The organism is Listeria weihenstephanensis (assembly GCF_003534205.1).
GTDB lineage: Bacteria > Bacillota > Bacilli > Lactobacillales > Listeriaceae > Listeria_A > Listeria_A weihenstephanensis.
Genome location: NZ_CP011102.1, coordinates 836,984 through 863,377 on the forward strand (window position 1 = coordinate 836,984; position 26,394 = coordinate 863,377).

Sequence of the window (26,394 nt, forward strand, 5' to 3'; positions counted from 1 at the left end):
ACACCGATATATAGCTTGGATATTGAGGATATAGAGGGTGTAGACGTAGAAGGGGTAGATAACGGTTTGAGCAATTTAAGTGATCTATTAAGAAAACTTTGGAATGAATTTATTGTAAACAAACAAGAAACATGGAAAAGTCTAAACTTCACTTTAAATTCAAAGGGCAAATTTAACATCCAATACAGCTATGAAGATTTAGAGAAAGATGGCTATGATTATGTTGATCGCATAGCTATTTGGGAATATGAGAAATTAAACATGTTACCCAAACCGACTGATATAAGTGGTATAGAACTAATTGAAAACTATAAAAAGAAATCTAGCAAGGGGAAATAGTATTAAAAATCGTTTGCCGCTAAGGAGCAACGGATATGCATAAAATTAAAGGTTTTGGCACATTGTCAATGCAAGAGATTATTAGGTTAGAAAAAGAGATGCAACTAAAATTTCCAGAAGACTATAAACAATTTTTGGTGAATAAAAATGGTGGGGTTCCAGCAGAAAATTATTTGTCTATGATAATCCCATCTAATGGCGAAGAGATTGTTTTAGGCGCGTTATTGGGAGTTAACGAAAATGATAATTTTGATTTAGAAAGCTGGTATAAAGAGTACGGTGATGAATTGATGGAGTCAGCATTAATCATAGGGACAGAATATGGCTCTGGATTATTTATTCTAATATGTGAAGGGGATCAAGAAGGAATATATTTTTGGGATAATGGGCAAGAATTAGAAGGGTCTAGTGATGAGGAGAATGTTTATAAGTTGGCAACTCCGTTTAGCACTTTTATCTCTGGACTAAAACCAGAAAAATAGTTCTATAGAATGATAAATTTAGAAAGCTAGTTACAGTAGAGAGGGTATTAAATGAGTATGGAAGCATTGTATCAAGAAATAGCTAATCAAGTGAATAATGTTATTCCAGAGGACTGGAGCCGGTTCTTACTTTACTCTGAAATGGATCAATACAGAGGAGCAACTTTCTTTTATTATTATCTGGTTGAAGGCAAAGATCCCATCTATAGTTTGGATATTGAAGATATGGAGCACATTGATATGGATGAAGTTCAAAATGGACTGAGCAATTTAAATGGATTATTAAGAGATTTATGGAATGAATTTATTGATAATAAACAAGAACCATGGAAAAGTTTAAATCTAAGTCTGGATTCTGAGGGCAAGTTCAATATTCAATACAGCTACGATGACTTGGAGAAGGATGGCTATGATTATATTGAGCGGGTTAAAATTTGGAAGTATGAAAAACTAGGTATCCTGCCTAACATTAAGGATGTAAGTGGTTGCAAGTTAATTGAGAAGTATAAAAAAGATGCAAGCAAGAAAAAGTGAGTGGAGTATAAAATGCGCATAGAAAAAGGTTCAGTCGTATTACCATTACCTACAAAAGACATAGTAAGCAACGAGGAAAATATGTGGGGTGTTAAACTTCCAACAAAATACTAAGCTTTATTAATTGAAAATAATGGCGGAGGAGCGTGCTGCATGCTGCTTAGTAAATTGAACAGATGATGTAGTTGGTTTAAAAAGAATTAAATAAGATTAATGATTAGATAAGACATTGAACTGTGTTTGGGTTCAATGTCTTATTTGGTGTTTATACAATATGGTTTTGGAATAACAGAGTTTTAGCATCATTAAATCCTAGCTTATAAATGTGTTGAGTAAGAAGTTGTTCATAGTTAAGGATGGTTTTTTCATAACGATTTAAAAGATCTAGCGCTTGGTCATCTTCGTCTAATTGTAAAAATAATTCATTTAATAAGGAAGTGCAATTAGAATTAAATTCCGCTAATTTTTTATCAGTTGAAGGGCTTTCCATAAGGGTTTCAATTCGGGTAAGAACAAATTCTTGAAAATCAATATCTAAATTTTTCATCAATAACTCCTTTCCGATGTCTTTAGCGACACCATATGATTACACATTATACTATATGATGTTCTTATAAACAACAGAAAGGGATGAGCATGTTGAGTAGATATGTAATTATTAACTTGAAGAATCTGGTGGAGAGCAGAAATATATCTTTACGAGAACTTGCACGGTTATCTGATATTGAGCCTTCGATTATTAATAAGCTATCAAATAATAAGCATGAGAGAATTTCATTGCGACATATTGAAAGGATTGCAGAGGCGCTCGAAATTGATGATATAAGGGAGATAATAAGTATAGAATCTCATTAATGAAGGTTTATGGAGGAGATATTATGCACGGAGGACTCGACAGTGAAAAAATTAGTTGTATAGAGGCAATTCTGTATTCTGAGGATTTGAATGAAGCCACAAAACAAGTGGCGAGCATTGGAGATTCAGAAATGCTTTATGTACTTGCGGCAAATTATAATTGGGATAACGGATTTAGTATACCTAGGGCGATAATTACTAATAATAACTGTGACATGTCAACGGGTTTAATGATGTTCTATTTGTCTGACGGTATTAGATTACTAGTAGATAAAGAAAGTGTTGAACAATCGGGACTGGATGAATGGAGTAAATTTATAACGGAGGTTTATTCCAAACTTGAGATGGATGTTTTCAAGCGCAGCAGTATTTCATATTATCCAGAGTTGACTAAGGTACAACTATTTAAATTGAAAAAATCGAATCCAAACATACCCGGTTTTTTCTTGGATGGTATAGAGGGAAATGATATTGAGATTCCTATGATATAATTCAACACAAAAATCTAATTGAAATCAGAACTAGCAACATTTTCTCTGAACTTAGATTTTTAATTTTGCTATTTATTAATATCGGTAATTGTAAAAATTTCATTGGCAGCAGTTAACTGAAAATCTGCTTAAAAACCCAGTTGCTGACTTACAAAAACTTGAGGTACAGGTATTGAATTATTATGAAGAGTTTCAAGAAGGAAGGTATTTTGTTAGCAGAAGATAATTGGTTGAATTTAAGAGATGGCTGCTGAGCTGTCTCTTAATTTATGAAAAAATAATTATGTTTTGCTAATCTGTCAAGCTGCAGATTCATTAATAATCTGGTATAGTTATGTTGTTGCAAGCGAATAGGCGGATATATTACCTCAAAACAGAAGAGGACTAAAACCCAAACGATTGGTGTTACATTATTTTCATAGATTTAGAGTACCTCAAAACAGAAGAGGACTAAAACGCACTCTCCGACAATAATCTCGTCCATTTTGATTTAGAGTACCTCAAAACAAAAGAGGACTAAAACAACTCTGTACTTGTGAAGTACGTTAAATCCGATTTAGAGTACCTCAAAACAAAAGAGGACTAAAACCTCTTTTGTGGATAAGTATTCGAAATAAAGCCATAAAAACTGTGATCCAAAGAACTGGATTATTGGTTTTTATGGCTTTATTCAATTCTTAGTATTGTAGATGAACTGTCAGCGAATGTTGTCTTGCAACGTGCCTTCTTGTATAATGAATATATTGATAAATAATAGAAATTTCATACACGCATGAAGAAACCAATTAAAGTTTCAGCAATAATGAAGCATTAGGTACATGACTATAAAACCAAATGGAGCTGAGTAGACAGATGAAAATCACAAAGATGAGAGTAGATGGAAGAACTATCGTAATGGAGAGGACAAGTAAGGAAGGTCAACTGGTTTATGAAGGTATCGATGGAAATAAGACAACAGAAATTATATTTGATAAGAAAAAAGAATCGTTTTATAAGAGTATCCTCAATAAAACTGTGAGAAAACCTGATGAAAAAGAAAAAAATAGGCGTAAGCAGGCAATTAATAAAGCGATTAATAAAGAAATAACAGAATTAATGTTGGCGCTGTTACATCAAGAAGTGCCAAGCCAAAAGTTACATAATTTAAAGAGTCTAAATACGGAATCTTTAACTAAACTATTTAAACCGAAGTTCCAAAACATGATTTCTTATCCGCCTAGCAAAGGTGCCGAACATGTTCAATTTTGCCTTACAGATATAGCGGTACCAGCGATTCGAGATTTAGATGAAATTAAGCCAGATTGGGGCATTTTTTTTGAAAAATTGAAACCCTATACGGATTGGGCAGAATCATACATTCACTATAAGCAGACAACCATACAGAAATCCATTGAGCAAAACAAAATACAGTCCCCTGATTCGCCAAGGAAATTAGTATTGCAAAAATATGTCACAGCCTTTTTGAATGGAGAACCGCTGGGACTCGATCTTGTGGCGAAAAAATATAAACTGGCAGACTTAGCGGAGTCGTTTAAAGTAGTAGATTTGAACGAGGATAAAAGTGCAAACTATAAAATTAAAGCGTGCTTGCAACAACATCAGCGAAATATTTTGGATGAATTGAAAGAAGATCCAGAGTTAAATCAATATGGTATAGAAGTGAAGAAGTATATACAGCGATATTTCCCAATCAAACGTGCACCGAATAGAAGTAAACATGCGCGAGCGGACTTTTTGAAAAAGGAATTAATTGAGTCTACAGTGGAGCAGCAATTTAAAAATGCTGTATATCATTATGTACTGGAACAAGGAAAAATGGAGGCATATGAGCTAACAGATCCTAAAACAAAAGACTTGCAGGATATTAGATCTGGTGAGGCATTTAGCTTCAAATTTATTAATGCTTGCGCCTTCGCATCCAATAATTTGAAGATGATTTTAAACCCTGAATGTGAAAAGGATATTTTAGGTAAGGGCGATTTTAAAAAGAATTTGCCAAACAGTACTACGCAGTCTGATGTTGTGAAAAAAATGATTCCTTTTTTCTCGGATGAGATTCAAAATGTGAATTTTGATGAAGCTATCTGGGCGATTAGGGGCTCTATTCAGCAAATTAGAAATGAGGTTTACCATTGCAAAAAGCATTCTTGGAAAAGCATACTTAAAATAAAAGGCTTTGAATTTGAACCTAACAATATGAAATATACGGATTCTGATATGCAAAAATTGATGGATAAAGATATCGCCAAAATTCCAGACTTCATCGAAGAAAAACTTAAAAGTAGTGGGATAATAAGGTTCTACAGTCATGATAAATTGCAGTCTATCTGGGAAATGAAGCAAGGGTTTTCGTTGTTGACTACTAATGCGCCGTTTGTCCCAAGCTTTAAACGTGTCTACGCAAAAGGGCACGACTACCAAACTTCTAAAAATAGATATTATGATTTAGGTTTGACTACTTTTGATATTTTGGAATATGGAGAAGAAGATTTTCGTGCACGCTATTTCCTGACGAAGCTAGTTTATTATCAACAATTTATGCCATGGTTTACAGCTGATAATAATGCTTTCCGAGATGCTGCCAATTTTGTATTGCGATTAAATAAAAATAGACAGCAGGATGCAAAAGCTTTTATTAACATTAGAGAAGTTGAAGAAGGTGAGATGCCTAGAGACTATATGGGCTATGTCCAAGGTCAAATAGCGATACATGAGGATTCAACTGAGGATACACCGAATCATTTTGAAAAATTTATTAGCCAGGTTTTTATTAAGGGATTTGATAGTCATATGAGATCTGCTGATTTAAAATTTATTAAAAATCCAAGAAATCAGGGGCTAGAACAAAGTGAAATTGAGGAAATGAGCTTTGATATTAAAGTAGAGCCATCATTTTTGAAAAATAAAGATGACTATATTGCATTTTGGACATTCTGCAAAATGCTGGATGCTAGGCATTTAAGCGAGCTAAGAAACGAAATGATTAAGTATGACGGTCATTTAACTGGAGAACAAGAAATCATTGGTTTAGCATTGCTTGGAGTGGATTCACGAGAGAATGATTGGAAGCAATTTTTTAGCTCAGAACGGGAATACGAGAAAATTATGAAGGGCTATGTTGGAGAGGAATTGTATCAGCGGGAACCGTACCGACAAAGTGATGGCAAAACACCGATTCTTTTTCGTGGTGTAGAGCAAGCGAGGAAGTATGGTACTGAAACAGTGATTCAACGGCTTTTTGATGCTAGTCCTGAGTTTAAAGTGTCGAAATGCAACATAACTGAGTGGGAGCGGCAAAAAGAAACCATTGAAGAGACTATTGAGCGAAGAAAAGAATTGCATAATGAATGGGAAAAAAATCCCAAAAAACCGCAAAATAATGCATTTTTTAAAGAGTATAAAGAGTGTTGTGACGCTATTGATGCTTACAATTGGCATAAAAATAAAACTACGCTTGTATACGTTAATGAGCTGCACCATTTGCTAATTGAAATTCTGGGAAGATATGTTGGCTATGTAGCAATAGCTGATAGAGACTTTCAATGTATGGCGAATCAATATTTTAAGCATTCAGGAATAACTGAGAGAGTGGAATATTGGGGCGATAATAGACTAAAAAGTATTAAAAAGCTGGATACATTCTTGAAAAAAGAAGGACTGTTTGTTTCTGAGAAAAATGCAAGGAATCATATAGCGCATTTAAATTATTTATCACTCAAATCTGAGTGCACGTTGCTGTATTTATCTGAGAGGTTGAGAGAAATTTTTAAGTATGATCGTAAATTAAAGAATGCCGTTTCCAAGTCATTAATCGATATTTTAGATAGACATGGTATGAGCGTCGTATTTGCTAACTTGAAAGAAAATAAACATAGGTTGGTGATAAAAAGCTTAGAGCCAAAAAAATTGAGACATCTAGGTGAGAAAAAAATCGATAATGGTTATATAGAAACAAATCAAGTTTCAGAAGAGTATTGTGGTATAGTAAAGAGACTATTAGAAATTTGATATAGAATGTTGCAGTTAATTTCAAAATGAAATTGGATGGGAGAATGCAATTTCATTTTGCTATTAAAAAATACCTCAAAACAGAAGAGGACTAAAACAAATGATTGCAAGCCGTTACAAAAAATATGATTTAGAGTACCTCAGAACAAAAGAGGGCTAAAACTAGAATAATCGAGTGAGACGGTCTACAAGTGATTTAGAGTAGCTCAAAAAAGAAGAGGTCTAAAACAGAGATACTGATACTATTGAGCCCAGTCATGATTTAGAGTACCTCAAAATAGAAGAGGTCTAAAACTGTTCCAAGGCTTGCTAACTCACCTTTTTCGATTTAGAGTACCTCAAAATAGAAGAGGTCTAAAACATCTTGTTTATATCCGTATCGGCACCCAAAGATTTAGAGTGCCTCAAAATAGAAGAGGTCTAAAACTCACTCTCCATCCACTCAATCAGATCATTTGATTTAGAGTACCTCAAAATAGAAGAGGTCTAAAACTATCAATTTCCTTTTGATTTCTTAAATCAGGATTTAGAGTACCTCAAAATAGAAGAGGTCTAAAACGTTCCAATATGGTTTTTTCCACATCTTCCGGATTTAGAGTACCTCAAAATAGAAGAGGTCTAAAACCTCAAATTGAAACGATGAGCTATGTAAAAAATCTAGAGCCCTTTAAACAGAAGAGTATTAGAATCTCGCACAACAAAGAAGATGACGAATAAAATCTTCGACATCTTCTTAAAAATATTTGCCACAAAATTGCCACGCAGCCAACATTATAAGCGTTGAAATCAGCACCACGAGTGCATTTCATCCAACCATCAGAATCCCCGTTTCTCCGTTTTTAGGAAATGAAGACACTGTAAACTGTTGATATGATACGGTTTATGGTGTTTTTTTCGTTTGGATAATTTAAGTGTTTTTTTGTCAGCTTGACATACAAAAATATTGTATGCTACGATGACAATATCAAAACAACATTTTACCAAGGAGGCAAGCACGCATGACCACATCACAAAATGACATCCTAACATCATTTGTATCGCTAACTGAAAAAATAGCGAATAGCAAGACAAATATTCTCGATTTTGGCAGTCCTGAAATGACTTTTTATCGTGGGGAAATCCATATGATCAAAATGATCGGGGAATTTCCAGGGATATACTGTTCTGAACTCGCGCGTAAATTGGGTATCACGCGGGCGGTTGTTCATCGGACTGTGGGGATTTTACAAAAAAGGGGATTCATCGTTAGAGGTTCTGATGAGGAGGATAAAAAGAAATTCCATCTTTTTCTGAGCGATTCTGGCAGGCAAGCTTACCAGCTCCACGAAGAATATCATCAAAAACATGATCAGGCACTTTTAGATTACATAAACGAACTATCTCCTGATCAATTAGAAAGTATCGGCGGATTCTTAAAACATGCTACGGATTTAATTGACAATCATGCCTAAACGGAATTTATCAATGAAAATGGGGTTATGACGATGACAACTTATGTTATAGGGATATTAATTTTGGGCGTATTTGTTGGCTTGGTTTCTGGCATGTTTGGTCTTGGGGGAGGTGGGATTATTGTTCCGGTCTTGCTGGTCTTGCTACCTTTCGTCGGTGTACCAAAATCAGAACTAATGTTTATGGCTATGGGGACGTCATTTGCGACGATGATTATCAGTACTTCTGCCACGGCTTATAATCAATACCGCAGCCAAAATATCGATTTTACTCGGGTGAAGTTATTTCTTCCAGCGCTACTGTTAACAGTCCTTATTACGAGCCAGATAGTAACTTCCATGGATCAAAATTTTCTGAAGCTCTTCTTCTCCTTATTTTTAGTTTATTTTGGCGTGAAAATGCTGATTCAGAGTAAGCGAACCGTGACTGAAATAGCGGACGTGATGACGTATCCTAAAACTAAGAATTCGCTTGCTGCAATTGGAATTGGCGTGATTGCAACTTTGGGCGGAGTATCTGGTGCGGGCTTAATTGTCCCGTTCTTTAATAAAACTGGTTTGAATATCAAAAAAGCAATTGGAACGGCCGCTTTTTGTGGTGTTTTCTTAACTATTTTTGCTGCTGTTGGTTTTACCGTTAGCGGTCTGACGTACCCTGATTTGCCGCCATATTCATTGGGGTTTATTCACCTTCCAACCGTGTTGCTGATTTCGATTCTTTCGGTTCCGATGACAAAAGTGGGTGTGAAGATCATGCTCAAAATTTCTGATAACAACATAAAACGCTATTTTGCGCTATTCTTGATTGCTCTTAGCCTTTACATGATTGTGATGGCGGTAAAAGCGCTGATAGGATAAAATTTTCGCTTGACATGAAATGCATTTCATCCGCTATACTTTCATGGAGAGGTGGTAAAAAGATGGCGATTAAAATGATAGCGGTAGATATGGATGGAACATTTTTGAGTAGCGATAAAACATATAATGTAGCGAGGTTTAATGATCTTTTTGTACAACTCCAAGAGAAGGGCATCCGATTTGTAGTGGCCAGCGGGAATCAATATTTTCAGTTGCGTTCTTTTTTCCCAGATACATATCAGGATATAACGTTCGTCGCTGAAAATGGCGCGAATATTGTGATGGGAGATACGCCGTTTTATAATGCTGAATTAGACGATGCGACGATACAAAAAACATTAACGGAAGTAGAAAAATTGGAACCTACTAATTTAATCGTATGTGGGAAAAATAGTGCTTATATTTCAGAAAAGATATCAGATGAGGCGTTCAAAAACGCTCACTTTTATTATCCAAAATTAAAAAAGCTCACCAATTTGCATGAAGTTACGCAAGAGAATGATGCGATTTTCAAATTTGCACTTTCATACACCATGGACGATGCTACCGAAAAATTAGCTAGTTTACAGCGTTCTCTTGGTGATATACTTACACCAGTTTCCAGTGGGCACGAAGATATTGATTTAATTATTCCAGGCATTCACAAGTACCATGGTTTGAGGCTCCTAGCTGATAAATGGGGCATAGCGGATGATGAAATTGCTACTTTTGGCGATAGTGGTAATGATTTAGAAATGCTCGAGCGCACAAAGCACAGTTTTGCTATGGAAAATGCACAAGAAAAAATTAAAACGGTCGCGAGCACTATCATAGGTTCCAATGACTCGGAAGCTGTTTTAGATACGATCGAAGCGCTTATTATTGAATAAAAAGAGGCATTCCTAAAGTTGATTTTAACTCTAGGAATGCCTTTTTTAGTTGTGATTGTTTGTGTGAAACTCTTGGACAGAACTTCGATCATCTTCGGCATCATATTTTTCGACATAATGATCATTCGTGTATTCTGAGATTACTTTTCGCCAAAAAGCTTGAGCCGGATAATTGTTTTTAATTTGTAAAACGCGCCATTTTCCAGGGAACAGATCGAATATTTGTTTTGCAGCAGCCTTACCAATGCCTCTATTAGCGACGTATTTCAACGTGAAAAACTGCTCCACATGACTACATTCAGCGGTACTTTTTATTAAAGCAAAACCCGCGATTTCATCATCAACTTTAATAAAAAAGGGATGATAAGCAGGCTCGCTCCAATAGTTTGTAAGGTCCATCGGTTTAAAAAGGCCGTCTGGTTTCACCCGAATTGTCGGCACATACATACTGAATTCGTAATTATAAAACTGGATCAAATTCTGCAGGACAGGTTCTTCACTTTTTAAAATAGGCTCAAGTGTTATCGTCATGCGTCTTCACCTTTCAGTGCAGCGATTTGTGGAAAAATCAACGCTAAATTGGAATCTTCATCCCAATCTAGGGCTTCCGGAAGTTTCACATCCTGCGAAATTTCCTTTTTTTCATGATCGGTGAGGGCGAACTGCTCGCAGGCATTAAAGAACTGTTCATCATCATCGTCTCCTGTTTTTTCAGCGTAAACGTAACTCGCTACATACATAATCTCTTCAAATTCGCCTAAGAAATCTTCATCTAGAGTCTCGATATCTGCGCTTATAAGAGTACCAAGCATGTCGGGATCGGCAACGACCTTCAAGAAGATGTCTTCTCCATGTGAAATCAGCCAAGCGCGGAAGTAATCAAAACCGTCATCACTTGCGCCATCATTTAGTAAATATGCCGCTGCCCAAAGCCGTTCTGATTTAGAAAGCTCGTGATATTCATCAAAAATCAACTGCCACTTGATGAGATTATCGATGGTTAGCTTATTTAATTGTTTCTCCAATTGTTCTTCATACAATTCAATATCACCTTTGGAACGCTTGACGCAGGTATGAATGATTTTCCAAAATTTTTGTTTATGCATAGTTGGCATCTCCTTTTCAATATTAATATTTCTGATGAAAAGTATTTAAAATATCTATTTTACTTATCGTGTAATTCCCTGTATTCTAAGAGTATAGATTACTGAAACGTCTCTAGTAGCAGCTTGTACAGGGCCATTTGAAAGTCATCTTGCGGGAATTCGGCGTGATGGATTTGAAAGAGGGCTCGCGTAATGGCCTCAGGTGGCGCCGTGCTTGTGAGATCGCGAATACTAAGGTCGGATAAAAGCGTTTTGCCGATACCTTGTTGTAACATATTTAAGATCGCTTCGTTGCTCGCAATTTCAATTTTTTGCTTAGGAATGATGTTCTCTTGCTGGAAAAATTGATCTGTATAAGCACGAATTCCTGATCCTGATTCACGTAAAAGCCAGAGATCGCTGTTTTGATTGCCTGCTAGAACTAAGGAATCGTAGGCAAAGATAGCGCGTTCAATTGTTGGCGCGATCATTGGCGATTCAACAAGGCCGACGTTATATTCATGCATGTCGACTTTCTTAAAAATAACAGTAGAATTCGCGATATGGATGACAAAATCATAATTTGGAAAGGCTTCTTGTAGCTGTGGCAGCACCTGGGGAAGCATGTAAACGCCGATGGTTTGAGAAGCTCCAATATGATAGCTGATGCGCGTATTGCCTTGTAGTTGTTTGATTTCGCTGAGGCTATTTTCCCATAGTGAATCGAGCTGTTTTGCGCGTAAATATAATAATTCAGCACTTTCTGTTGGTACGGCATGATTGCGACCATTGCGGATGAATAGTTCGGAGCCAGTGAGTTCTTCTAGTTTTTGAATATGTAGGGAAACGGTCGGTTGGGAGATGAATAAATTTTCAGCGGCTTTGGTGAAATTCTGCGCTTCAAAAACGGCCATGAAGGTTTGGAGCCATTGGAACATGACGGGCGAGCCTCCTTTACATAAAGTGATGTTAGTTTAAGTATACTATATTAGAACGGAATTTAGGAGATGAATGTGGAATGAAATGGAGAGAAAAAGGATTTTGGATTGGTATTGTGGTGACGCTAGCTTGCTCGCTAGCCGGGAAATATTTGGCGTTATTGCCTGGATTACAGCTCGTAGGGGCGCTGGTTATTGCCTTGATTTTGGGAATGCTCGTGCAACTTAGTCGGTCGCTTGTTGTTAGTGCGCAGCCGGGAACGAGTTTTATCTCGAATAAATTTTTAAGATTGGGGATTATTTTACTGGGATTTCGTTTGAATCTGGAGGCGCTTGCGGATTCGGGGATGAAGACGATTGTGCTGGCGATTGTAGTGGTTGCGTTCACGATTGTGACGGTATATTTTCTATGTAAATGGCTGAAAGTGGAGAGTACATTAGGAATGTTGGCGGCTTGTGGTTGCGGGATTTGTGGCGCAGCGGCTGTGATGGGTGTGTCACCGCAGTTGAAGGCGAAGAATGATGACGCTGTACTCGCGGTAGCGGTTGTGGCGATTTTGGGAACTGTGTTTACGTTAATCGAGGTAGCTTTAAAACCGATGCTTGGGATGACGCCGACGCAATTTGGTGTCATGACGGGTTCGTCGCTACATGAGATTGCACACGCGGTTGCTGCTGGTGGTGCTGGTGGAACGCAGGCGCTGGACGCTTCGATTATCATGAAATTATCGCGGGTCTTGCTACTTGCACCGGTGGCTTTGATCGTAGGAATCATCGCACAACGCAAAGCACGTGGAACATCGGATGAAAAAGCGAAATTACCGATTCCATGGTTCATGGGTGGTTTCTTGTTAACGAGTGCGATCGGAACGTTTATCGCGATGCCTGCAAGTCTCCTCAATGGACTTGTGTCACTTGCGTATCTTTGCTTAGGTATGGCGATGGCCGGACTTGGTATGAGCGTTAATTTTGATGTGATTATCCGTCGCGGCGGGCGTGTTTTTCTGGCAGCGACTATAGGTTCAGTAGCGCTACTAGGCTTGTCTATTGCCGCAAGTAAACTTTTCTTTTAACGCAAAAAAGGAGCGATAGATCTCAATTCTCTGAGATCTATCGCTCCTTAATTTTTTATTCCATCACAAACTGGTTGTTATAAAGCTCGGCGTAGAAACCATCTTCTTTTAGAAGTGATTCATGTGTGCCTTGTTCGATAACTTCACCTTGATGTAGCACGACGATATGGTCGGCGTCAAGAATTGTTTTCAAACGGTGAGCAATAACAAAACTAGTACGGCCAGAGATTACGTTATCCATTGCTTTTTGGATGCGGCTCTCAGTTACGGTATCGACATTACTTGTTGCCTCATCGAGAATAAGTAGCGATGGGTTCGTAATAATCGTCCGCGCGATACTAATTAATTGTTTTTGACCAACACTGAAAATATTATTTTCATCGGTAATTTTAGTGGAATAGCCATTTTCAAGACCCATAATGAAGTCGTGAATGTTCGCTTGTTTTGCGGCATTGGTAACCTCATCGTCTGTTGCTTCGGGTTTACCGAAGACAATGTTGTCGCGGATTGTACCAGAGAACAAGACTGAATCTTGTAAAACGATCCCGACTTGCTTCCGTAATGATGCCAGCTTAATGTCGCGAATATCGACATCATCGAAAAGAATCGCGCCGTTATCTACATTATAGAAACGGTTCAGCAAGTTCATGACGGTCGTTTTACCAGAACCAGTTGGGCCGACAAGGGCTACCATCTTACCTTTTTCAACGTCAATCGAGACATTTTTGAGGACTGGTTTTTCAGGAACGTAAGCGAAGTCGACATTTTGGAGTTTCACGCTTTTATGAACGCCATCAATGGTTTTCAAGTCTTTGCGTTCGACTTCTTCCTCTTCGTCAAAAATTTCACTAACACGGCGAGCACCAGTAATCGCTAATTGCAACATGCTGTACTGGGATGAAATTTGTGTAAGTGGCATGTAGAATTGTTGCGAATACTGCACGAACATAACGATCAAACCAAGAGCTGCGGCGCGTTCGATACTACCGTCAAGCGCGAGGTAACCACCGAAGAAAATAACGACAGCGGTATTAATTAACGAAATACCTTGCATCATCGGGAAAAGTAAACCAGAGTATACTTGGCCTTTAAATGTGGCATCTTTAACGATATTGTTATGTTTCACGAAGCCTTCAACTGTTTCTTCTTCCAGGCCGTTCGTGATAATAATTTTTTGACCAGAGATCTTCTCATCGATGTAACCATTCAGTTCACCGAGACGATCTTGTTGCAGATCCACATATTTACGCGCTTTACGAATAATCAAAGCGGCAATAATGATCGCAACTGGTGCTAAAATAAGGGTTACAGTTGCCAATTTCACATTTTGGTTGTACATCATGATGATAACACCGATCATAAGGGCAACGTTGGATAAAACTTGTACTAACGCTTGGTTCAGCGTGTTGGAAATGTTATCAAGGTCACTGGTGAAACGGCTGAGCATTTCGCCATCTTTATGACTATCGAAGAAACGAATCGATAGTTTCTCCATTTTGCGGAACAAGCCAATACGCATTCGATTCGTCGCACGACCAGAAACACCAGCCATCAGAATCGTTTGAATGAAGGTTGCGCCTGCAAGTAGGACGTAAAACAGGACTAACATCCAAATAATATGGACGAAATCAGTTTTATCGTCAACACCTGTTGTAAAGTAGCGCTGTGCATAAGTCGCCAGTTCTTGAATCGCTTTACCGATATATTCAGGAGCCTTGACTTGTAAATAAGTAGCACCGATAATCGCGATAATAATCACGCTTAGTTGCAACTTGTATGCTTTTAAATAGTGCCAGAAAAAGCGGCAGATACGTTTAAATTCACTCATTACGCGTCAACCTCCTTTCCCTTTTGTGTGTCATAGATTTCTCTGTACGTAGCACTTGTTTCAAGCAATTCTTTATGCGAGCCAACGCCAACGAGTTCGCCAGCATCTAAAACAAGAATCTTATCGGCTTGAATAACAGAAGAGATTTTTTGCGCGATAATGAAAGTTGTTGTATGACTTAGTTCTTTGTTTAGAGCTTCTTTGACAAGCTTTTCACTACGAGCATCGAGCGCACTGGTAGAATCATCGAGAATCAGAACTTTTGGATCACCAATAATACCGCGTGAGATCGATAGACGTTGTTTTTGCCCACCAGAGAAGTTATTGCCACGTTCCACGATTGGAGCTTCGTACACATCCGCATGACGTTCGATAAATTCTTTCGCCTGTGCGATGCGTGTTGCTTTTTCCATATCGTCTGGTGTTGCATCTTTCTTACCGTGACGCAAATTCTCAGAAATCGTACCTGAGAAAAGAATCGCGCGTTGCAATACGAGAGAAACGGTATCGCGAATCGTCTGCTTGTTCACTTTTTTCAAGTCAACACCGCCGATTAAAACTTCACCTTCTGTTGGGTCGTAAAGTCGTGGAATCAGCTGGGCAAGTGTCGATTTACCAGAGCCTGTCGCACCAACGATACCGACCATTTCACCAGGTTTTGCTTCAAACGAAATATGCTTCAGCGCTTTTGTTTCATCGCCTTCATATTGGAAGCTTACATCGCGAAACTCAACACTACCAACTAAATCTTGTTTTGGCGCGTTTTCGTCGTATGTGATATCAGGTTCTGTTTCAAGCACTTCGCCAATACGTTTGAGCGAGATCATCGCACGTGAAGCCATCATCATCATCATACCACCGATAATAATCGCCATCATAATTTGCATTAAATAGTTCATAAAGGACGCAATCGCGCCAATAACTGCAGGATCATCTTTGACTAAATCACCAGCAAAATAAATCGCTGCGACAACGGCCATATTTGAAACGAGCATAAAAGCTGGGATCATAATGGAGAAAAGTTGTCCAACTACGATTGTGTGATGCGTTAATTTATCACTTGTTTTTGTGAAGCGTTCTAATTCATTGTCTTCTTGTACGAACGATTTTACAACGCGCATACCAGCCAAGTTTTCTTTTGCAATCGCATTGACACGATCAATAAAGCCTTGGATTTTGCCGAAATGTTTACCCATTCTTCCAAAAATCAAGAAAACAATGAGGAGAACAAGCACGACAAGTACGATAATAATCCACCAAAGTTCAGGCAGGGTATACATCGCTAAAATAAAACTACCAATAAACATAATCGGAATTCGAGTGATAGATTGTAAGGACATCATCACTAAGTTTTGAACTTGCGTAATATCATTTGTTTGACGGACAACTAGGTTTCCTGTAGAAAGTCTCTCGATATTGCTGAATGAGAATGTTTGAATTTTGCGGAAACTAGTTTCACGAATGTCGGCTCCTACACCTTGTGCCACTTTCGCGGAGAGGATGGTGTTTAGAATACCTGCGATAAGTCCGACAATGGCAATAGCAATAAGTAAAATACCAATTCTTGTAATGTCATCCATATCGTCTTTAATAATTGCTTCCAGTACTTGTTGTAATAATTTCGGCTGCCATAATTGTGAGATAACCATGACGACGACAAACAGTGTGGAAAGCGTTGTTTGAAGCTTGTATTTCTTTAAATGTTGAAATAAAACTTTCATTATAAGCCTCCTTTTTTATGTGTTGAAAACCAGCACGAACATATATTCTAATACAAATGGATTTAAGAAGCAAGGAGAAACTGTAACGATATTTTAGTTTTTTTAAGAAGTGTAAATAAAAGAACAGGATAGTAGCGAATTATTGGGGGCTCTAAGCTTTGGTATCACTTGTATTTCAGAAATGATAACATGGAAATGGTGCGAAATCGCGTAAAATTGTACTTTTTGTGAACAAAATAAAGCTTGCTATGAAACGGCTTTCATCTAGTATAATAAGGTAGCTTCATACGGTATCGACACGGGATGTGAATTATGCCATAATCCATTTAAGGAGACTACTTTTTACATAGATTTAGTGTAAGTGTGGAAGATACGAGCGAAAACGACAGGAGGAAACAAGAGATATGAACATTTTGATTGCACTTTTTCCCGCTTTATTATGGGGTTTCATGCCACTCATCATTACTAAAATTGGCGGAACGACGCGCCAACAAACGATGGGGATTACGTTTGGGGCGCTTATTTTTGCGTGTATTGCCTTTCTTTTTACAGATCCAGTTTATACAGTGGAAACGGTGATTATTAGCTTTATCACGGGGTGTTTGTGGAGCGTCGGGCAGATGTTCCAATTGAAGTCGTTCAAGCTGATCGGTGTTTCGAAAGCGATGCCAATTTCAACAGGAATGCAACTTGTTGGGACGACGCTATGTGGTGTTTTGTTATTCCATGAATGGGACACAACGTTTCGGATCGTATTTGGATTTTTGGCGCTCACACTCATTATAGTAGGTATTTTCATGACTTCTTACGCGGAAAAAGAGGAAGCAGGACAAACAATGCTGAATCGTGGGTTGCTCGCTTTGGCTATTTCTTCGGCGGGATATATTAGTTATGTCGTAATTATTCAAGGATTCGCAATCAATGGTTTTGACGCTATTTTGCCACAAGCTATTGGAATGGTGATTGCAGCGCTGATTATGACGGCGCGAAGTAAAGATGATAAGGAAAGTCGCTTCATTAAAAAAACGGCGTGGCTCGCGATTCCTGGTATGATCTGGGCAACGGGAAATGTCGCAATGCTCTATGCAAATAGCGTTGTCGGTGTCGCGACGGGCTTTTCACTGTCACAACTTGGAGTCGTGATTTCCACACTCGGCGCGATTCTTCTATTAAAAGAGCGAAAAACAAGAAAAGAGATACTTTTTGTGATCGGCGGCGTGATTTTGGTTGTGATTGGTGGTATTTTAATCGGTGTCACGAAAAGTTAACGCGTATTTGAGCCATTATGCCCCCTATTTTTTCACTTTTTTCCGAGTTTCGAAAATTTTTGACAATATCACTGTTTTCCTTCTTTTTCGTAGTATTCTTAGTTTGTAAGCAAAACACAAACCCAAAGAAAGAAGGAATTAACAGTATGAAATTGACGAAATTCGCAATCGTAGGTATGGTAGCAGTGGCAACAATCGCAGGAACAGGAACAAAGGCATTCGCAGCAGATGGTGGAACATTGGGTTCTAAATCAGATGTGACATTCACGCCGAATACATCTATCACAACGCCGGTTGATCCAACTAATCCAGGCAATCCAGATCCGGTCGTTCCAGTAGATCCAGATCACCCCGCAGGTACAGCAGGTCCTCTAAGTATCGATTATATCTCCAATATTCACTTCGGTGAGCAAGAAATCTCCGGTAACAATGAAGTCTACAAAGCTCAACTTGACCAAATTAAAGTTGGCGCATCAGAAACAATCAAAGATATCCCTAACTACATCCAAATCACAGATAACCGTGGCTCTAACGCAGGTTGGCACTTAACGGTTAAACAAGATGGTCAATTCGTAAATGGTGGATCTGAATTAACAGGAGCAGTCCTAAGTTTTGAAAATCCATCATTAGCCTCAGCAGCAGAAAGTGACGCACCAACAGCAGGCGATTTCACGCTTGATCCAGCCGGAACGTCATCGGATGTAATGAGTGCAGACGAAGAACAAGGTATGGGAACATGGGTTGAGATGTTTGGCGCGGATGCAACAGAAGGTGCTGAAAGTATCAAACTAAGCGTACCAGGTAAAACAGCGAAGACGCCAGGTAAATATGAAGCAACATTAACTTGGGAACTAACTGATACACCAGCATAATAGTTTGCAAAAACAGGTACGAAAGCCCAATCATGACGGGTTTCGTGCCTGTTTTTATGCTTTAACTTCGGTTCGTTAAAAGCTGGTCTAGTTGTTCAAAATCTTTTTTTGCAGGCGGCATGTTCCAAACAAGAAGGTCCGCGTCAATCCCAGTTTCCTCATAGAATGGGAAGTCACTAATAATCAGGTCAATATGCTGCATATGCTCGTGGGAATGCAACTCGTCACAAATAATAATCTGCTCTTCTGAATACCTCCTCCGTAATTCCGTCCGTAAAAATTCCTCCCAGAAATAGCCGTTTTCAGAAACAATTTTCACATGAAGTATCTGATATTTCTGTTCTTGCTGAATAATAACATTGTAAAAATCGGTCAAATAATGAATCATCATCGCTTTATTCGAGCGGATATAAGCATGATTCGGATTAGTTTCATACGAATTTAAGATCTGTCGGATTTGCTGGCTAAGTTCATTTTTATCTGGCGCAACATGCGTATACGGAATCGCTGGTAAAATGTTCATTTTGTCGATAAATAAGAAGCGCGTCAGGAAATCAATCGTTTCTGCCAAAATCTGTTGGCTATTATGAATCTGGTATTCTGAGAGCAGCTTCATCAAATCCTCCGCAAGCTGATATTTACTAGGATTAATTCGTTTACTATATTTCACACGCACATTTGCCTGTCCCTCATCTACATAGGAAAATTTTGTCCAAAAACACATCAAAACGTTGACATAACGCTCGTGTATAGGTAGCTCTGAACCAATAATATCCTCCAATACCGTATAATCAATCGGATGAAACTCACGCTGCGCTTCGGCAATGCTTTTCCATGATTCCATATCTGATTCAGACATCGAAAAGGCATAGCCCTGCTTAAACCGACTTAAACAAATGGCAATCGCAATCGCGTAATTAATACGAGCAGACAACGAAAAGTAAATGCCAAAACAGCTCTCCACAGTCTCGATAAAAGCGTTCACCTGCGCGTAAGGTATTTCAGGAAACGGCCATTTGGTATAAGGATAAGAGCGACTATAAATCTGGAAGTAGTAAAAACGTAACCGTATCTCTGTTCCTTTAATATCAAGCGGTGTCGTCTCTAGTACAAGCCGACTCTCGGCCAAATACGTGTCAATTTGACGAAGCCGGCGATACGTGGTTGGCAGACTGCTGAAATTCTCTTCCGCCCAATCGTTCAAGTTTTGCTGTTTTCCTGAAAAAATATCTTTAGAAATCAGATACATATAAGAATTGCTCACCGTCATCGCATACAGATAGGAGAAATTAATCTGTTCACCGACATCCAGTAACACATGATATTCATCCTCATGAACATAAGCAATGGCAGGATCAAAGAGTTCTTGCAAAGCATTAATATCCGTGTCGAGTGTCTTAATAGAACAATGCAGCTTATTCGCAAGTTCTTTTTTAGAATAGTTCCGTTCCGCTGTATATAGCATATGTAGTAGCCTTAATTTTCGATATTCTGAAGCTATGACCAAGTTTTTCATATCAAACACGCTCCTAATGCATGGTTATTCTTCATGCTCAATATAGCACCATAATCCACATTTGTCATGTTTTTAGCAAATGAAATCAAAAAATTCCGCCGCCAAGAAGTTTTTGATAATACGCTTAATTTATTGTTTTTTATAGTATTATTATAACTGTAAGAGGCACCGAGAAAGCGATGAACAAAGAAACAACCACGAAAATCGTTTTTCTGCCGCATTCTTAAATCCCCCCAATGAAGCTACGAAAGCCATCTTCAAAACTAAATTCCAACTATATAAATAACGTTTAATCATCTTTAACAACAATAAGGAGGTGAGGCTAAAAGAAGGTAGCAGAAACATCTAGAATGAAATGTTTCGGATGCTGGCATTTCAAAAAGTAAGCAAGATAAGTTACATCCAAAGGTAACAAATCAGTAAATTTAGAGGGAATCGAGTAAAAGTAGTCATAAATAAGTGAAATTTGTTACCAAAAAATAAGATTTCATTTTAGGCTAAAAAAGAGTTAAAACGAAATAGAAACAGAAGAATAACCAAACAGGGACAAGAAAATAATGCTAGTTGAATAAAGTACATCAAGTAGAAAAAACGTTCTACAGAAGCAATATTGGACAATATTTAAAGAATAAATAAACTAGTTCTAAGCTTTCATAAATATAAATCTGAATTTTAAAAACAATCAAACTTTAATTTTACTCGATTTAACAAAGGTTTCACCCAAGCGACATTAAAGTAAAGTAGTTAACATTTTGAAATGGATATATCGCCCAACTACATTTCTTTTTAGAAGAAACGAGCGATTTACAAAGAAAAACATCGCAAAGTGACCCCGAAATGTTGTGATATAATCCAAACAGCAAGAGAGAAGTAATATAATGTTACTTTGGAAAAAGCAGGGACGTATTCCAACTCAATAATTAAACCGCTACTCGGAGGATTCGGTATTTTTAAATAATATCGATAAAGATACAGTTTCTGTGACAACTTAGGGGGTGTTTATTATGTGAAGGCAGATCGTCTCATGTAGGAAAGCAAACAGACAAATAAACAGTATAAGGAAGAAGGAGAAAAATAAAAATGAAATTCGAACAAAAGGGACCAATCAACGTACTATCTATGAAGTCAGTCAAGAAGGCTGCTAAATCACTACTTGTAGCGACAGTTATTGCAAGCCAAGTATTGACAGTATTGCCAACAGGATCATCAGCGGCAGAAGCAACTGGCCAAGAAGTAACAACACCAACATTACCAACAGCAGATCAAGCAGCAAGTAAAATCGAGATTGCATCTAGAGCATTAGCTTTAGATAACGGCGTAACAGAAAAACGCGCTCAAGTTTCAACGTTTGCTGAGTTTAAAGCAGCAGCAGAATCTACAACGATTAACGTTATCGAAATCACTGGTAACTTCAGTTTCACAAGTAACGTTTCTATCAACAGTAATATCCGCATCGAAGGTAACGGACAAGCAATCATAGCAGGTAATTACCAAATGATTATGCGTTCTACATCTATCGTTGATGTACAAGATTTAAGCATCACAAACATCGGAACAAAAGGTGTTTTCACAGGTTATAACTCAGCTGCAGCACCAACAGTAAACATCACGAACAACGTACAAGTACAAGGAATGATCATGGGTGGATACGGTAAACTTTCCCTATCTATCGGTGGAACAAACAATAAAATCGTCAGCCTAGACCAAGCTGGTATGGACGTTGACGAATTAGTTATTGAAGACAACGCTCGTATTGAAGAATTATCTGCTCTAAACACAGCGGTTAAAGTTCGTTCATCAGGCGCTGTAAGCATTGGAGATAACGCTTATATCAACATGAGTTCAAGCAAAGGTTACGCATTTGATGTTTCAAATAGTGCCCTTGTTGTCGGTGAAAATGCAGTTATTAAATCAGCATCAAAATACGGTACTTTAAGAGCAGCAACATTAGTCGTTAAAAATGGCGCTGACTTAACACTTGCATCAGGTGATGTTGGTAACGGTATCTACGTATCTGGAAACATCACAATTGGCGATGACGTAAAACTTAAAGCTACAGGTACAGGTACAGCCGTTTACGCATACAACACAGGAGCATCAATCGTTGTTGGTAAAAATGCAAATGTTGATATCGTAAGTGATAACGGCTACGGTTTTTACGGAAATGCAACAATCACATTCGGTGACGGTTCATCTCTAAAATTAAGAACACAATATAAAGCTATTTACTCAGCAGGAGCAGCAAAAATTACTTTTGGTACATTATCTAATCAACCAAAACCAGTAGCAGAACGCGTAAAAGTTGATATCGACTCTGCCATTGACTACGGTATTTACTCTGGTGGCCCAATCAGCTTTGGCGATGACACAGAAGTTACTGTAAAAGCAAAACTTGGAGCGATTTATGCAGCAGGAAATTCACGCGTAGACTTCGGTATGAACACAAAAAATACAATCTCATCTTCAAGCGGTAAAGGTATCAATGCAGGTGGCATCATTTTCGGTGACAACTCTACTGTTGACATCAAATCTTACGAAAACTCGCTTGAAACTACAAACACAAATGGTCAAGGTTTAACAACAGGTAAAAACATCACAATGAACCTTACATCAGCAAATCACGATGGTATCTACACTTACAAAGATACGGTATTCGGCGATAACAATACAGTAGTTATTAAATCATTAAACAACGAAGGAATCCATACATTCTACGGTTCAACACTTAAAATTGGTGCGAACTCAAGCTTCGACCTTTCAGCAACAAATGCAATACAACAAGAAGGTGGCGCAGCAGCAGCACTTAACGTAGGAACAGGATCAACAGTTAAAATTGCAGCAGCAGGATACGGTATCTACACTTCCGGTTCCGTGACTTTTGCAAACGACTCAAAAGCTAACATCCGCGCTGGTTCAAGAACAACGAACCCAGCAGTGAAAGCAAACGGTGTTGTAACATTTAACAAAGGTACAATGGCTTACGTAGAAACACTTTCATCAGCAACAACAACATCTGTATTTGACCTAAGCGGTGGCGTAAACTCTAAATTAGTTCTTAACAGCCCTAAATATATAGATTTCCGTCAAAATAACAACGATGCAACGAAGAAAACTGGTCATATCGTTAAAGGTTACGGAAACTCAGTAGTTGCGAACCAATCACGTGTAGAAATCAACAACGTCGCAACATTGATGGCATGGAACCACGGAACTGACTGGTCTAAAGCATCCAATACTTCATGGACTGACATTGAAGCTGGCCGTGTAACACTAGCTCCTAAAAATGGCACAGTAACAACAAACTACTACGGTGGTCCAGTAACAGGAATGGACGGATTCAACCTATTCGATTACACGCGTCTTTCAACAGAAGGATCAACTGCAATTGATCGTCCAACAGTTAAACCAATCTACGTTGGTGCAAAAACTGTAACAGGTACAGGAACTCCAGGGAACGACGTTATAGTTACATTCCCTAACGGAACAACTGTAAAAGCTACAGTTAAACCAGACGGAACATGGACAGTAGATGTTCCAACAGGCGTAACACTTGCGAAAGATCAATCTGTTGTTTCATACCAAACAAACGGTGTTAATGACAGTGCAAACGTAACAACAAAAGTACAACAAGATCTATCTGTACCAGGAACTCCAGATGTTAACTCTGTTAAAGAGGGCGACACAGTGATTACAGGTAAAGGTGAGCCAAACAAAGACGTTACAGTAACACTTCCAGATGGCACTAAAATCCCTGGTAAAACAGACGATAAAGGTGACTTCTCTGTAACAATTCCAGCCCAAAAAGAAGGCGCTGAGCTTACAGTAACTCAAAAAGGTGACAATGATCTTGATAGTAATCCAGGAATTGTTGTCGTAGCATCAAACGAAAAACCAGTTATCACAGCTGACGATCAAACATTCCGCGTTGGAGATACATTTGACGTATTAGCAGACGTAACTGCAAAAGATAAAGAAGATGGCGATCTATCATCTAAAGTTACCGTTAAGAGTAGCAACGTTGACATGAGCAAAGTCGGCACATATACAGTTGTTTACACAGTAACTGACTCAGACAAAAACACTGTCGAAAAACAAATCACAATCAAAGTTATCGCAGCAACATCAGGAACAATCTCAGCAAACGAATTTACAATTGGTACAGATAACTACGTTAAAGGTGCTTTAACAGGCGATGTTGCCAAAGCATACCTAGAAGTTGACGGCGTTAAATTCGCAACGATCAACGTAACAGGCCTAAGCTACCAATACTACGCAAAAACAAACATCCTAGACCCAGCTAAAAAAGTATACATCGTAGCACTTGACGAAAAAGGTAAAGAACTACAAAGAACAGAAGTAAAAGTGAACGCAAAAGCAACAACAGGAACAATCACAGCAACTGACTTCGCAATCGGACCTGACAACTACGTTAAAGGTGCCCTAACAGGCGACGTAACAAGAGCGGCATTAGAAGTTAACGGAACTAAATTAACAACAATCAACGTATCAGGTAGTTCATACCAATACTACGCTAAAAACAACATTACAAAAGCAACAGACGAAGTTTACATCATTGGTTATGACGCAGCTGGCAAAGAACTACAAAGAACAAAAGTAAACGTAATTGCAGCAACAGCAGGAACAATCACAGCAAACGACTTCACAGTTGGTACAGATAACTATGTTAAAGGTAATCTAACTGGAGACGTAACAAGAGCAGCGCTAGAAGTAAACGGTACAGCATTAACAACAATCAACGTATCAGGTAGCACATACCAATACTACGCTAGCAAGAACATTACAAAAGCAACAGACGAAGTTTACATCATTGGTTATGACGCAGCAGGTAAAGAATTACAAAGAACAAAAGTAAACGTAAAAGCACCAGCAGCAACAAAAGGAACAATCACAGCTGACAAGTTCTATCTTGGAGATGACGGTTATGTAAAAGGTGCCCTAACAGGTGATGTAGCACGTGTTAGCCTTACTGTTAACGGAACAGAATTAACAAAAATCAACGTGTCTGGTAGCACATACCAATACTATGCTAGAACGAGCATCAAAAATCTAACGGACGTTGTAGTAGTAACAGCGTACGACACAGCAGGAAAAGTACTAGATTCTAAAACAGTAACAATTACAACAGATAACGGTCTAACAGGATCAATTACAGCAAACAACTTCAAATTTGGTAAAGATCGTTATGTAACAGGAACATTAACAGGTGACATAGTTAGAGTAGAACTACAAGTTAACGGTGTTGCCTTACAACGTATCGGCGTATCAGGTAGCACATACCAATACTACGCAAGTGCAGCAATCTTAAACTCTACAGATGAAGTTAAAGTAGTTGGTTATAACTCTGCAGGCGTTGCAGTAAGCACAAAAACAGTAGCAATCACAACAACTGACGGTACAGTCGTTGCCAACGATTATGTCATTGGAAAAGATTCTTATGTAACAGGAACGCTAACAGGTGATGTAACTAAAATCGCTCTTAAAGTTAACGGCGAAATAAAAGGTAGCATCCCAGCAACAGCAGGAGCATTCCAATACTATGCTAACTCTACTGTTATCAAATCAGATACAGACGTAGTAGAAGTTGTTGCTTATGACGCAGCAGGCTCCGTATTAAGCACAGCAACAGTAAAAGTTAGTAAAACAGTTGTTGTATCTAAAGGTACTGTAACACCCGCATCATTTAAAGTTGGAACAGATCGTTATGTAACTGGTACATTCACAGGCGACGTAGCTCGTGTTGAACTAGAAGTAAATGGCGTATTAAAAGGTAAAATTCCAGCAACAGGTGGCGTGATCAGTTATTACGCAGCGGCAGCAATCACATCAGACACAGACGTAGTAAACGTAGTAGTTTACAATGCAGCAGGCGTTCAACTAGACAAGAAACCAGTATCTCTAAAAAGCAATGTTGGAACAGTAACAGTTGAAGATTACAAAATTGGTTCCGCACGCTTAACAGGTACAGTAACTGGCGATGTAACAAAAGTTAGCGTTGAAGTTAACGGAACTGAACTTTCTACAATCCCAGCAGCAAACGGCGAATTTAGCTATTACATCGCAGGAAAAATTACAGACGAAGCAGACGTTGTTAAAGTGATCGGTAAAGATGCACTAGGTAACAAAGTAACAGAACAAATAGTAAACGTATCTAAATAATACGTGCAATAAAGAGATGATAGGGGGAT

General features: G+C 38.4%; 21 protein-coding genes and 1 CRISPR repeat array. Of the genes, 13 read left to right on the forward strand and 8 right to left on the reverse strand.

What is annotated here, in order from left to right:
* Positions 1–6 precede the first annotated feature (6 nt).
* The 3 genes from UE46_RS04040 to UE46_RS04050 are packed head-to-tail and all read left to right on the forward strand — an operon-like array spanning position 7 to position 1,355.
* Positions 7–339: an immunity protein YezG family protein gene (locus UE46_RS04040; RefSeq protein WP_077912450.1), complete on the forward strand. Its 333-nt coding sequence runs from the start codon at positions 7–9 to the stop codon at positions 337–339.
* 35 nt (positions 340–374) lie between these two features.
* On the forward strand, positions 375–821 hold the full coding sequence (locus UE46_RS04045) for an SMI1/KNR4 family protein (RefSeq protein WP_036059172.1): 447 nt from the start codon (positions 375–377) through the stop codon (positions 819–821).
* A gap of 51 nt (positions 822–872) precedes the next feature.
* Complete coding sequence (locus UE46_RS04050; protein ID WP_036059176.1) at positions 873–1,355, forward strand: immunity protein YezG family protein; 483 nt, start codon at positions 873–875, stop codon at positions 1,353–1,355.
* Between the two features lie 265 nt (positions 1,356–1,620).
* On the opposite strand, the gene UE46_RS04055 is transcribed toward UE46_RS04050, so the two are convergent.
* Entirely contained in the window at positions 1,621–1,902 is a 282-nt protein-coding gene (locus UE46_RS04055) for a hypothetical protein (protein WP_036059178.1), read from the reverse strand.
* A gap of 89 nt (positions 1,903–1,991) precedes the next feature.
* Between UE46_RS04055 and UE46_RS04060 the strand changes: the two genes are divergently transcribed.
* The 6 genes from UE46_RS04060 to UE46_RS04085 all read left to right on the forward strand — a co-directional run bounded on the left by UE46_RS04060 (position 1,992) and on the right by UE46_RS04085 (position 9,887).
* Positions 1,992–2,210: a helix-turn-helix domain-containing protein gene (locus UE46_RS04060; protein WP_233230983.1), complete on the forward strand. Its 219-nt coding sequence runs from the start codon at positions 1,992–1,994 to the stop codon at positions 2,208–2,210.
* Positions 2,210–2,701: a DUF4274 domain-containing protein gene (locus tag UE46_RS04065; protein WP_077912451.1), complete on the forward strand. Its 492-nt coding sequence runs from the start codon at positions 2,210–2,212 to the stop codon at positions 2,699–2,701. The genes UE46_RS04060 and UE46_RS04065 overlap by 1 nt, the downstream gene beginning before the upstream one ends.
* 852 nt (positions 2,702–3,553) lie before the next feature.
* Positions 3,554–6,709, forward strand: a complete 3,156-nt coding sequence (cas13a, locus tag UE46_RS04070) for a type VI-A CRISPR-associated RNA-guided ribonuclease Cas13a (protein ID WP_118907415.1) — start codon at positions 3,554–3,556, stop codon at positions 6,707–6,709.
* A 127-nt stretch (positions 6,710–6,836) separates the two neighbouring features.
* Positions 6,837–7,334: direct repeats of the CRISPR family, unit length 36 nt; unit sequence GATTTAGAGTACCTCAAAATAGAAGAGGTCTAAAAC.
* 373 nt (positions 7,335–7,707) lie between these two features.
* Positions 7,708–8,160 carry a MarR family winged helix-turn-helix transcriptional regulator gene (locus tag UE46_RS04075; RefSeq protein ID WP_036059187.1) on the forward strand — a complete coding sequence of 151 codons (453 nt, stop codon included), beginning with the start codon at positions 7,708–7,710 and terminating at the stop codon, positions 8,158–8,160.
* A gap of 33 nt (positions 8,161–8,193) precedes the next feature.
* Positions 8,194–9,018: a sulfite exporter TauE/SafE family protein gene (locus UE46_RS04080; protein WP_077912452.1), complete on the forward strand. Its 825-nt coding sequence runs from the start codon at positions 8,194–8,196 to the stop codon at positions 9,016–9,018.
* Positions 9,019–9,080: 62 nt separating this feature from the next.
* A complete protein-coding gene (locus UE46_RS04085) occupies positions 9,081–9,887 on the forward strand; it encodes a Cof-type HAD-IIB family hydrolase (RefSeq protein WP_036059188.1) in 807 nt (268 codons plus the stop codon).
* Between the two features lie 45 nt (positions 9,888–9,932).
* Here the strand turns inward: UE46_RS04085 and UE46_RS04090 are convergent, their stop codons facing one another.
* The 3 genes from UE46_RS04090 to UE46_RS04100 all read right to left on the reverse strand — a co-directional run bounded on the left by UE46_RS04090 (position 9,933) and on the right by UE46_RS04100 (position 11,910).
* Positions 9,933–10,418 (reverse strand): GNAT family N-acetyltransferase, encoded by a 486-nt coding sequence (locus UE46_RS04090; RefSeq protein ID WP_036059190.1) that lies wholly within the window; start codon positions 10,416–10,418, stop codon positions 9,933–9,935.
* A complete protein-coding gene (locus UE46_RS04095; protein ID WP_036059191.1) occupies positions 10,415–10,993 on the reverse strand; it encodes a DUF4240 domain-containing protein in 579 nt (192 codons plus the stop codon). Before UE46_RS04095 ends, UE46_RS04090 begins: the two co-directional genes overlap by 4 nt.
* 98 nt (positions 10,994–11,091) lie before the next feature.
* Positions 11,092–11,910: a LysR family transcriptional regulator gene (locus tag UE46_RS04100; protein ID WP_051492798.1), complete on the reverse strand. Its 819-nt coding sequence runs from the start codon at positions 11,908–11,910 to the stop codon at positions 11,092–11,094.
* An 80-nt stretch (positions 11,911–11,990) separates the two neighbouring features.
* Here UE46_RS04100 and UE46_RS04105 point away from each other — a divergent pair, with 80 nt between their 5' ends.
* The gene (locus UE46_RS04105; protein ID WP_036059193.1) at positions 11,991–12,983 is read left to right on the forward strand and encodes a YeiH family protein; all 993 of its coding nucleotides are present in this window, start codon (positions 11,991–11,993) and stop codon (positions 12,981–12,983) included.
* A gap of 55 nt (positions 12,984–13,038) precedes the next feature.
* Here UE46_RS04105 and UE46_RS04110 read toward each other — a convergent pair whose 3' ends face one another.
* Together UE46_RS04110 and UE46_RS04115 are read right to left on the reverse strand one after the other, a co-directional pair.
* A complete protein-coding gene (locus tag UE46_RS04110) occupies positions 13,039–14,811 on the reverse strand; it encodes an ABC transporter ATP-binding protein (protein WP_036059195.1) in 1,773 nt (590 codons plus the stop codon).
* The gene (locus UE46_RS04115; RefSeq protein WP_036059197.1) at positions 14,811–16,532 is read right to left on the reverse strand and encodes an ABC transporter ATP-binding protein; all 1,722 of its coding nucleotides are present in this window, start codon (positions 16,530–16,532) and stop codon (positions 14,811–14,813) included. The genes UE46_RS04110 and UE46_RS04115 overlap by 1 nt, the downstream gene beginning before the upstream one ends.
* 404 nt (positions 16,533–16,936) lie before the next feature.
* Here UE46_RS04115 and UE46_RS04120 point away from each other — a divergent pair, with 404 nt between their 5' ends.
* Together UE46_RS04120 and UE46_RS04125 are read left to right on the forward strand one after the other, a co-directional pair.
* Positions 16,937–17,800 (forward strand): GRP family sugar transporter, encoded by an 864-nt coding sequence (locus UE46_RS04120; RefSeq protein WP_036059200.1) that lies wholly within the window; start codon positions 16,937–16,939, stop codon positions 17,798–17,800.
* 146 nt (positions 17,801–17,946) lie between these two features.
* Positions 17,947–18,672, forward strand: coding sequence for a WxL domain-containing protein (locus UE46_RS04125; RefSeq protein WP_036059202.1), 726 nt, complete (start codon positions 17,947–17,949; stop codon positions 18,670–18,672).
* Between the two features lie 61 nt (positions 18,673–18,733).
* Here the strand turns inward: UE46_RS04125 and UE46_RS04130 are convergent, their stop codons facing one another.
* Complete coding sequence (locus UE46_RS04130; RefSeq protein WP_118907416.1) at positions 18,734–20,188, reverse strand: helix-turn-helix domain-containing protein; 1,455 nt, start codon at positions 20,186–20,188, stop codon at positions 18,734–18,736.
* The gene (locus UE46_RS04135) at positions 20,185–20,409 is read right to left on the reverse strand and encodes a hypothetical protein (RefSeq protein WP_036059205.1); all 225 of its coding nucleotides are present in this window, start codon (positions 20,407–20,409) and stop codon (positions 20,185–20,187) included. Before UE46_RS04135 ends, UE46_RS04130 begins: the two co-directional genes overlap by 4 nt.
* 859 nt (positions 20,410–21,268) lie before the next feature.
* Between UE46_RS04135 and UE46_RS04140 the strand changes: the two genes are divergently transcribed.
* The gene (locus UE46_RS04140) at positions 21,269–26,365 is read left to right on the forward strand and encodes an immunoglobulin-like domain-containing protein (protein WP_118907417.1); all 5,097 of its coding nucleotides are present in this window, start codon (positions 21,269–21,271) and stop codon (positions 26,363–26,365) included.
* Positions 26,366–26,394: the final 29 nt, after the last annotated feature.

What these genes read in the sequence shown, in the direction of transcription:
- UE46_RS04045 (WP_036059172.1), top strand. Translation starts at nt 375, where the DNA reads ATGCATAAAATTAAAGGTTTTGGCACATTGTCAATGCAAGAGATTATT.
- UE46_RS04050 (WP_036059176.1), top strand. Translation starts at nt 873, where the DNA reads ATGAGTATGGAAGCATTGTATCAAGAAATAGCTAATCAAGTGAATAAT.
- UE46_RS04055 (WP_036059178.1), bottom strand. Translation starts at nt 1,902, where the DNA reads ATGAAAAATTTAGATATTGATTTTCAAGAATTTGTTCTTACCCGAATT.
- UE46_RS04060 (WP_233230983.1), top strand. Translation starts at nt 1,992, where the DNA reads ATGTTGAGTAGATATGTAATTATTAACTTGAAGAATCTGGTGGAGAGC.
- UE46_RS04065 (WP_077912451.1), top strand. Translation starts at nt 2,210, where the DNA reads ATGAAGGTTTATGGAGGAGATATTATGCACGGAGGACTCGACAGTGAA.
- cas13a (WP_118907415.1), top strand. Translation starts at nt 3,554, where the DNA reads ATGAAAATCACAAAGATGAGAGTAGATGGAAGAACTATCGTAATGGAG.
- UE46_RS04075 (WP_036059187.1), top strand. Translation starts at nt 7,708, where the DNA reads ATGACCACATCACAAAATGACATCCTAACATCATTTGTATCGCTAACT.
- UE46_RS04080 (WP_077912452.1), top strand. Translation starts at nt 8,194, where the DNA reads ATGACAACTTATGTTATAGGGATATTAATTTTGGGCGTATTTGTTGGC.
- UE46_RS04085 (WP_036059188.1), top strand. Translation starts at nt 9,081, where the DNA reads ATGGCGATTAAAATGATAGCGGTAGATATGGATGGAACATTTTTGAGT.
- UE46_RS04090 (WP_036059190.1), bottom strand. Translation starts at nt 10,418, where the DNA reads ATGACGATAACACTTGAGCCTATTTTAAAAAGTGAAGAACCTGTCCTG.
- UE46_RS04095 (WP_036059191.1), bottom strand. Translation starts at nt 10,993, where the DNA reads ATGCATAAACAAAAATTTTGGAAAATCATTCATACCTGCGTCAAGCGT.
- UE46_RS04100 (WP_051492798.1), bottom strand. Translation starts at nt 11,910, where the DNA reads ATGTTCCAATGGCTCCAAACCTTCATGGCCGTTTTTGAAGCGCAGAAT.
- UE46_RS04105 (WP_036059193.1), top strand. Translation starts at nt 11,991, where the DNA reads ATGAAATGGAGAGAAAAAGGATTTTGGATTGGTATTGTGGTGACGCTA.
- UE46_RS04110 (WP_036059195.1), bottom strand. Translation starts at nt 14,811, where the DNA reads ATGAGTGAATTTAAACGTATCTGCCGCTTTTTCTGGCACTATTTAAAA.
- UE46_RS04115 (WP_036059197.1), bottom strand. Translation starts at nt 16,532, where the DNA reads ATGAAAGTTTTATTTCAACATTTAAAGAAATACAAGCTTCAAACAACG.
- UE46_RS04120 (WP_036059200.1), top strand. Translation starts at nt 16,937, where the DNA reads ATGAACATTTTGATTGCACTTTTTCCCGCTTTATTATGGGGTTTCATG.
- UE46_RS04125 (WP_036059202.1), top strand. Translation starts at nt 17,947, where the DNA reads ATGAAATTGACGAAATTCGCAATCGTAGGTATGGTAGCAGTGGCAACA.
- UE46_RS04130 (WP_118907416.1), bottom strand. Translation starts at nt 20,188, where the DNA reads ATGAAAAACTTGGTCATAGCTTCAGAATATCGAAAATTAAGGCTACTA.
- UE46_RS04135 (WP_036059205.1), bottom strand. Translation starts at nt 20,409, where the DNA reads ATGCGGCAGAAAAACGATTTTCGTGGTTGTTTCTTTGTTCATCGCTTT.
- UE46_RS04140 (WP_118907417.1), top strand. Translation starts at nt 21,269, where the DNA reads ATGAAATTCGAACAAAAGGGACCAATCAACGTACTATCTATGAAGTCA.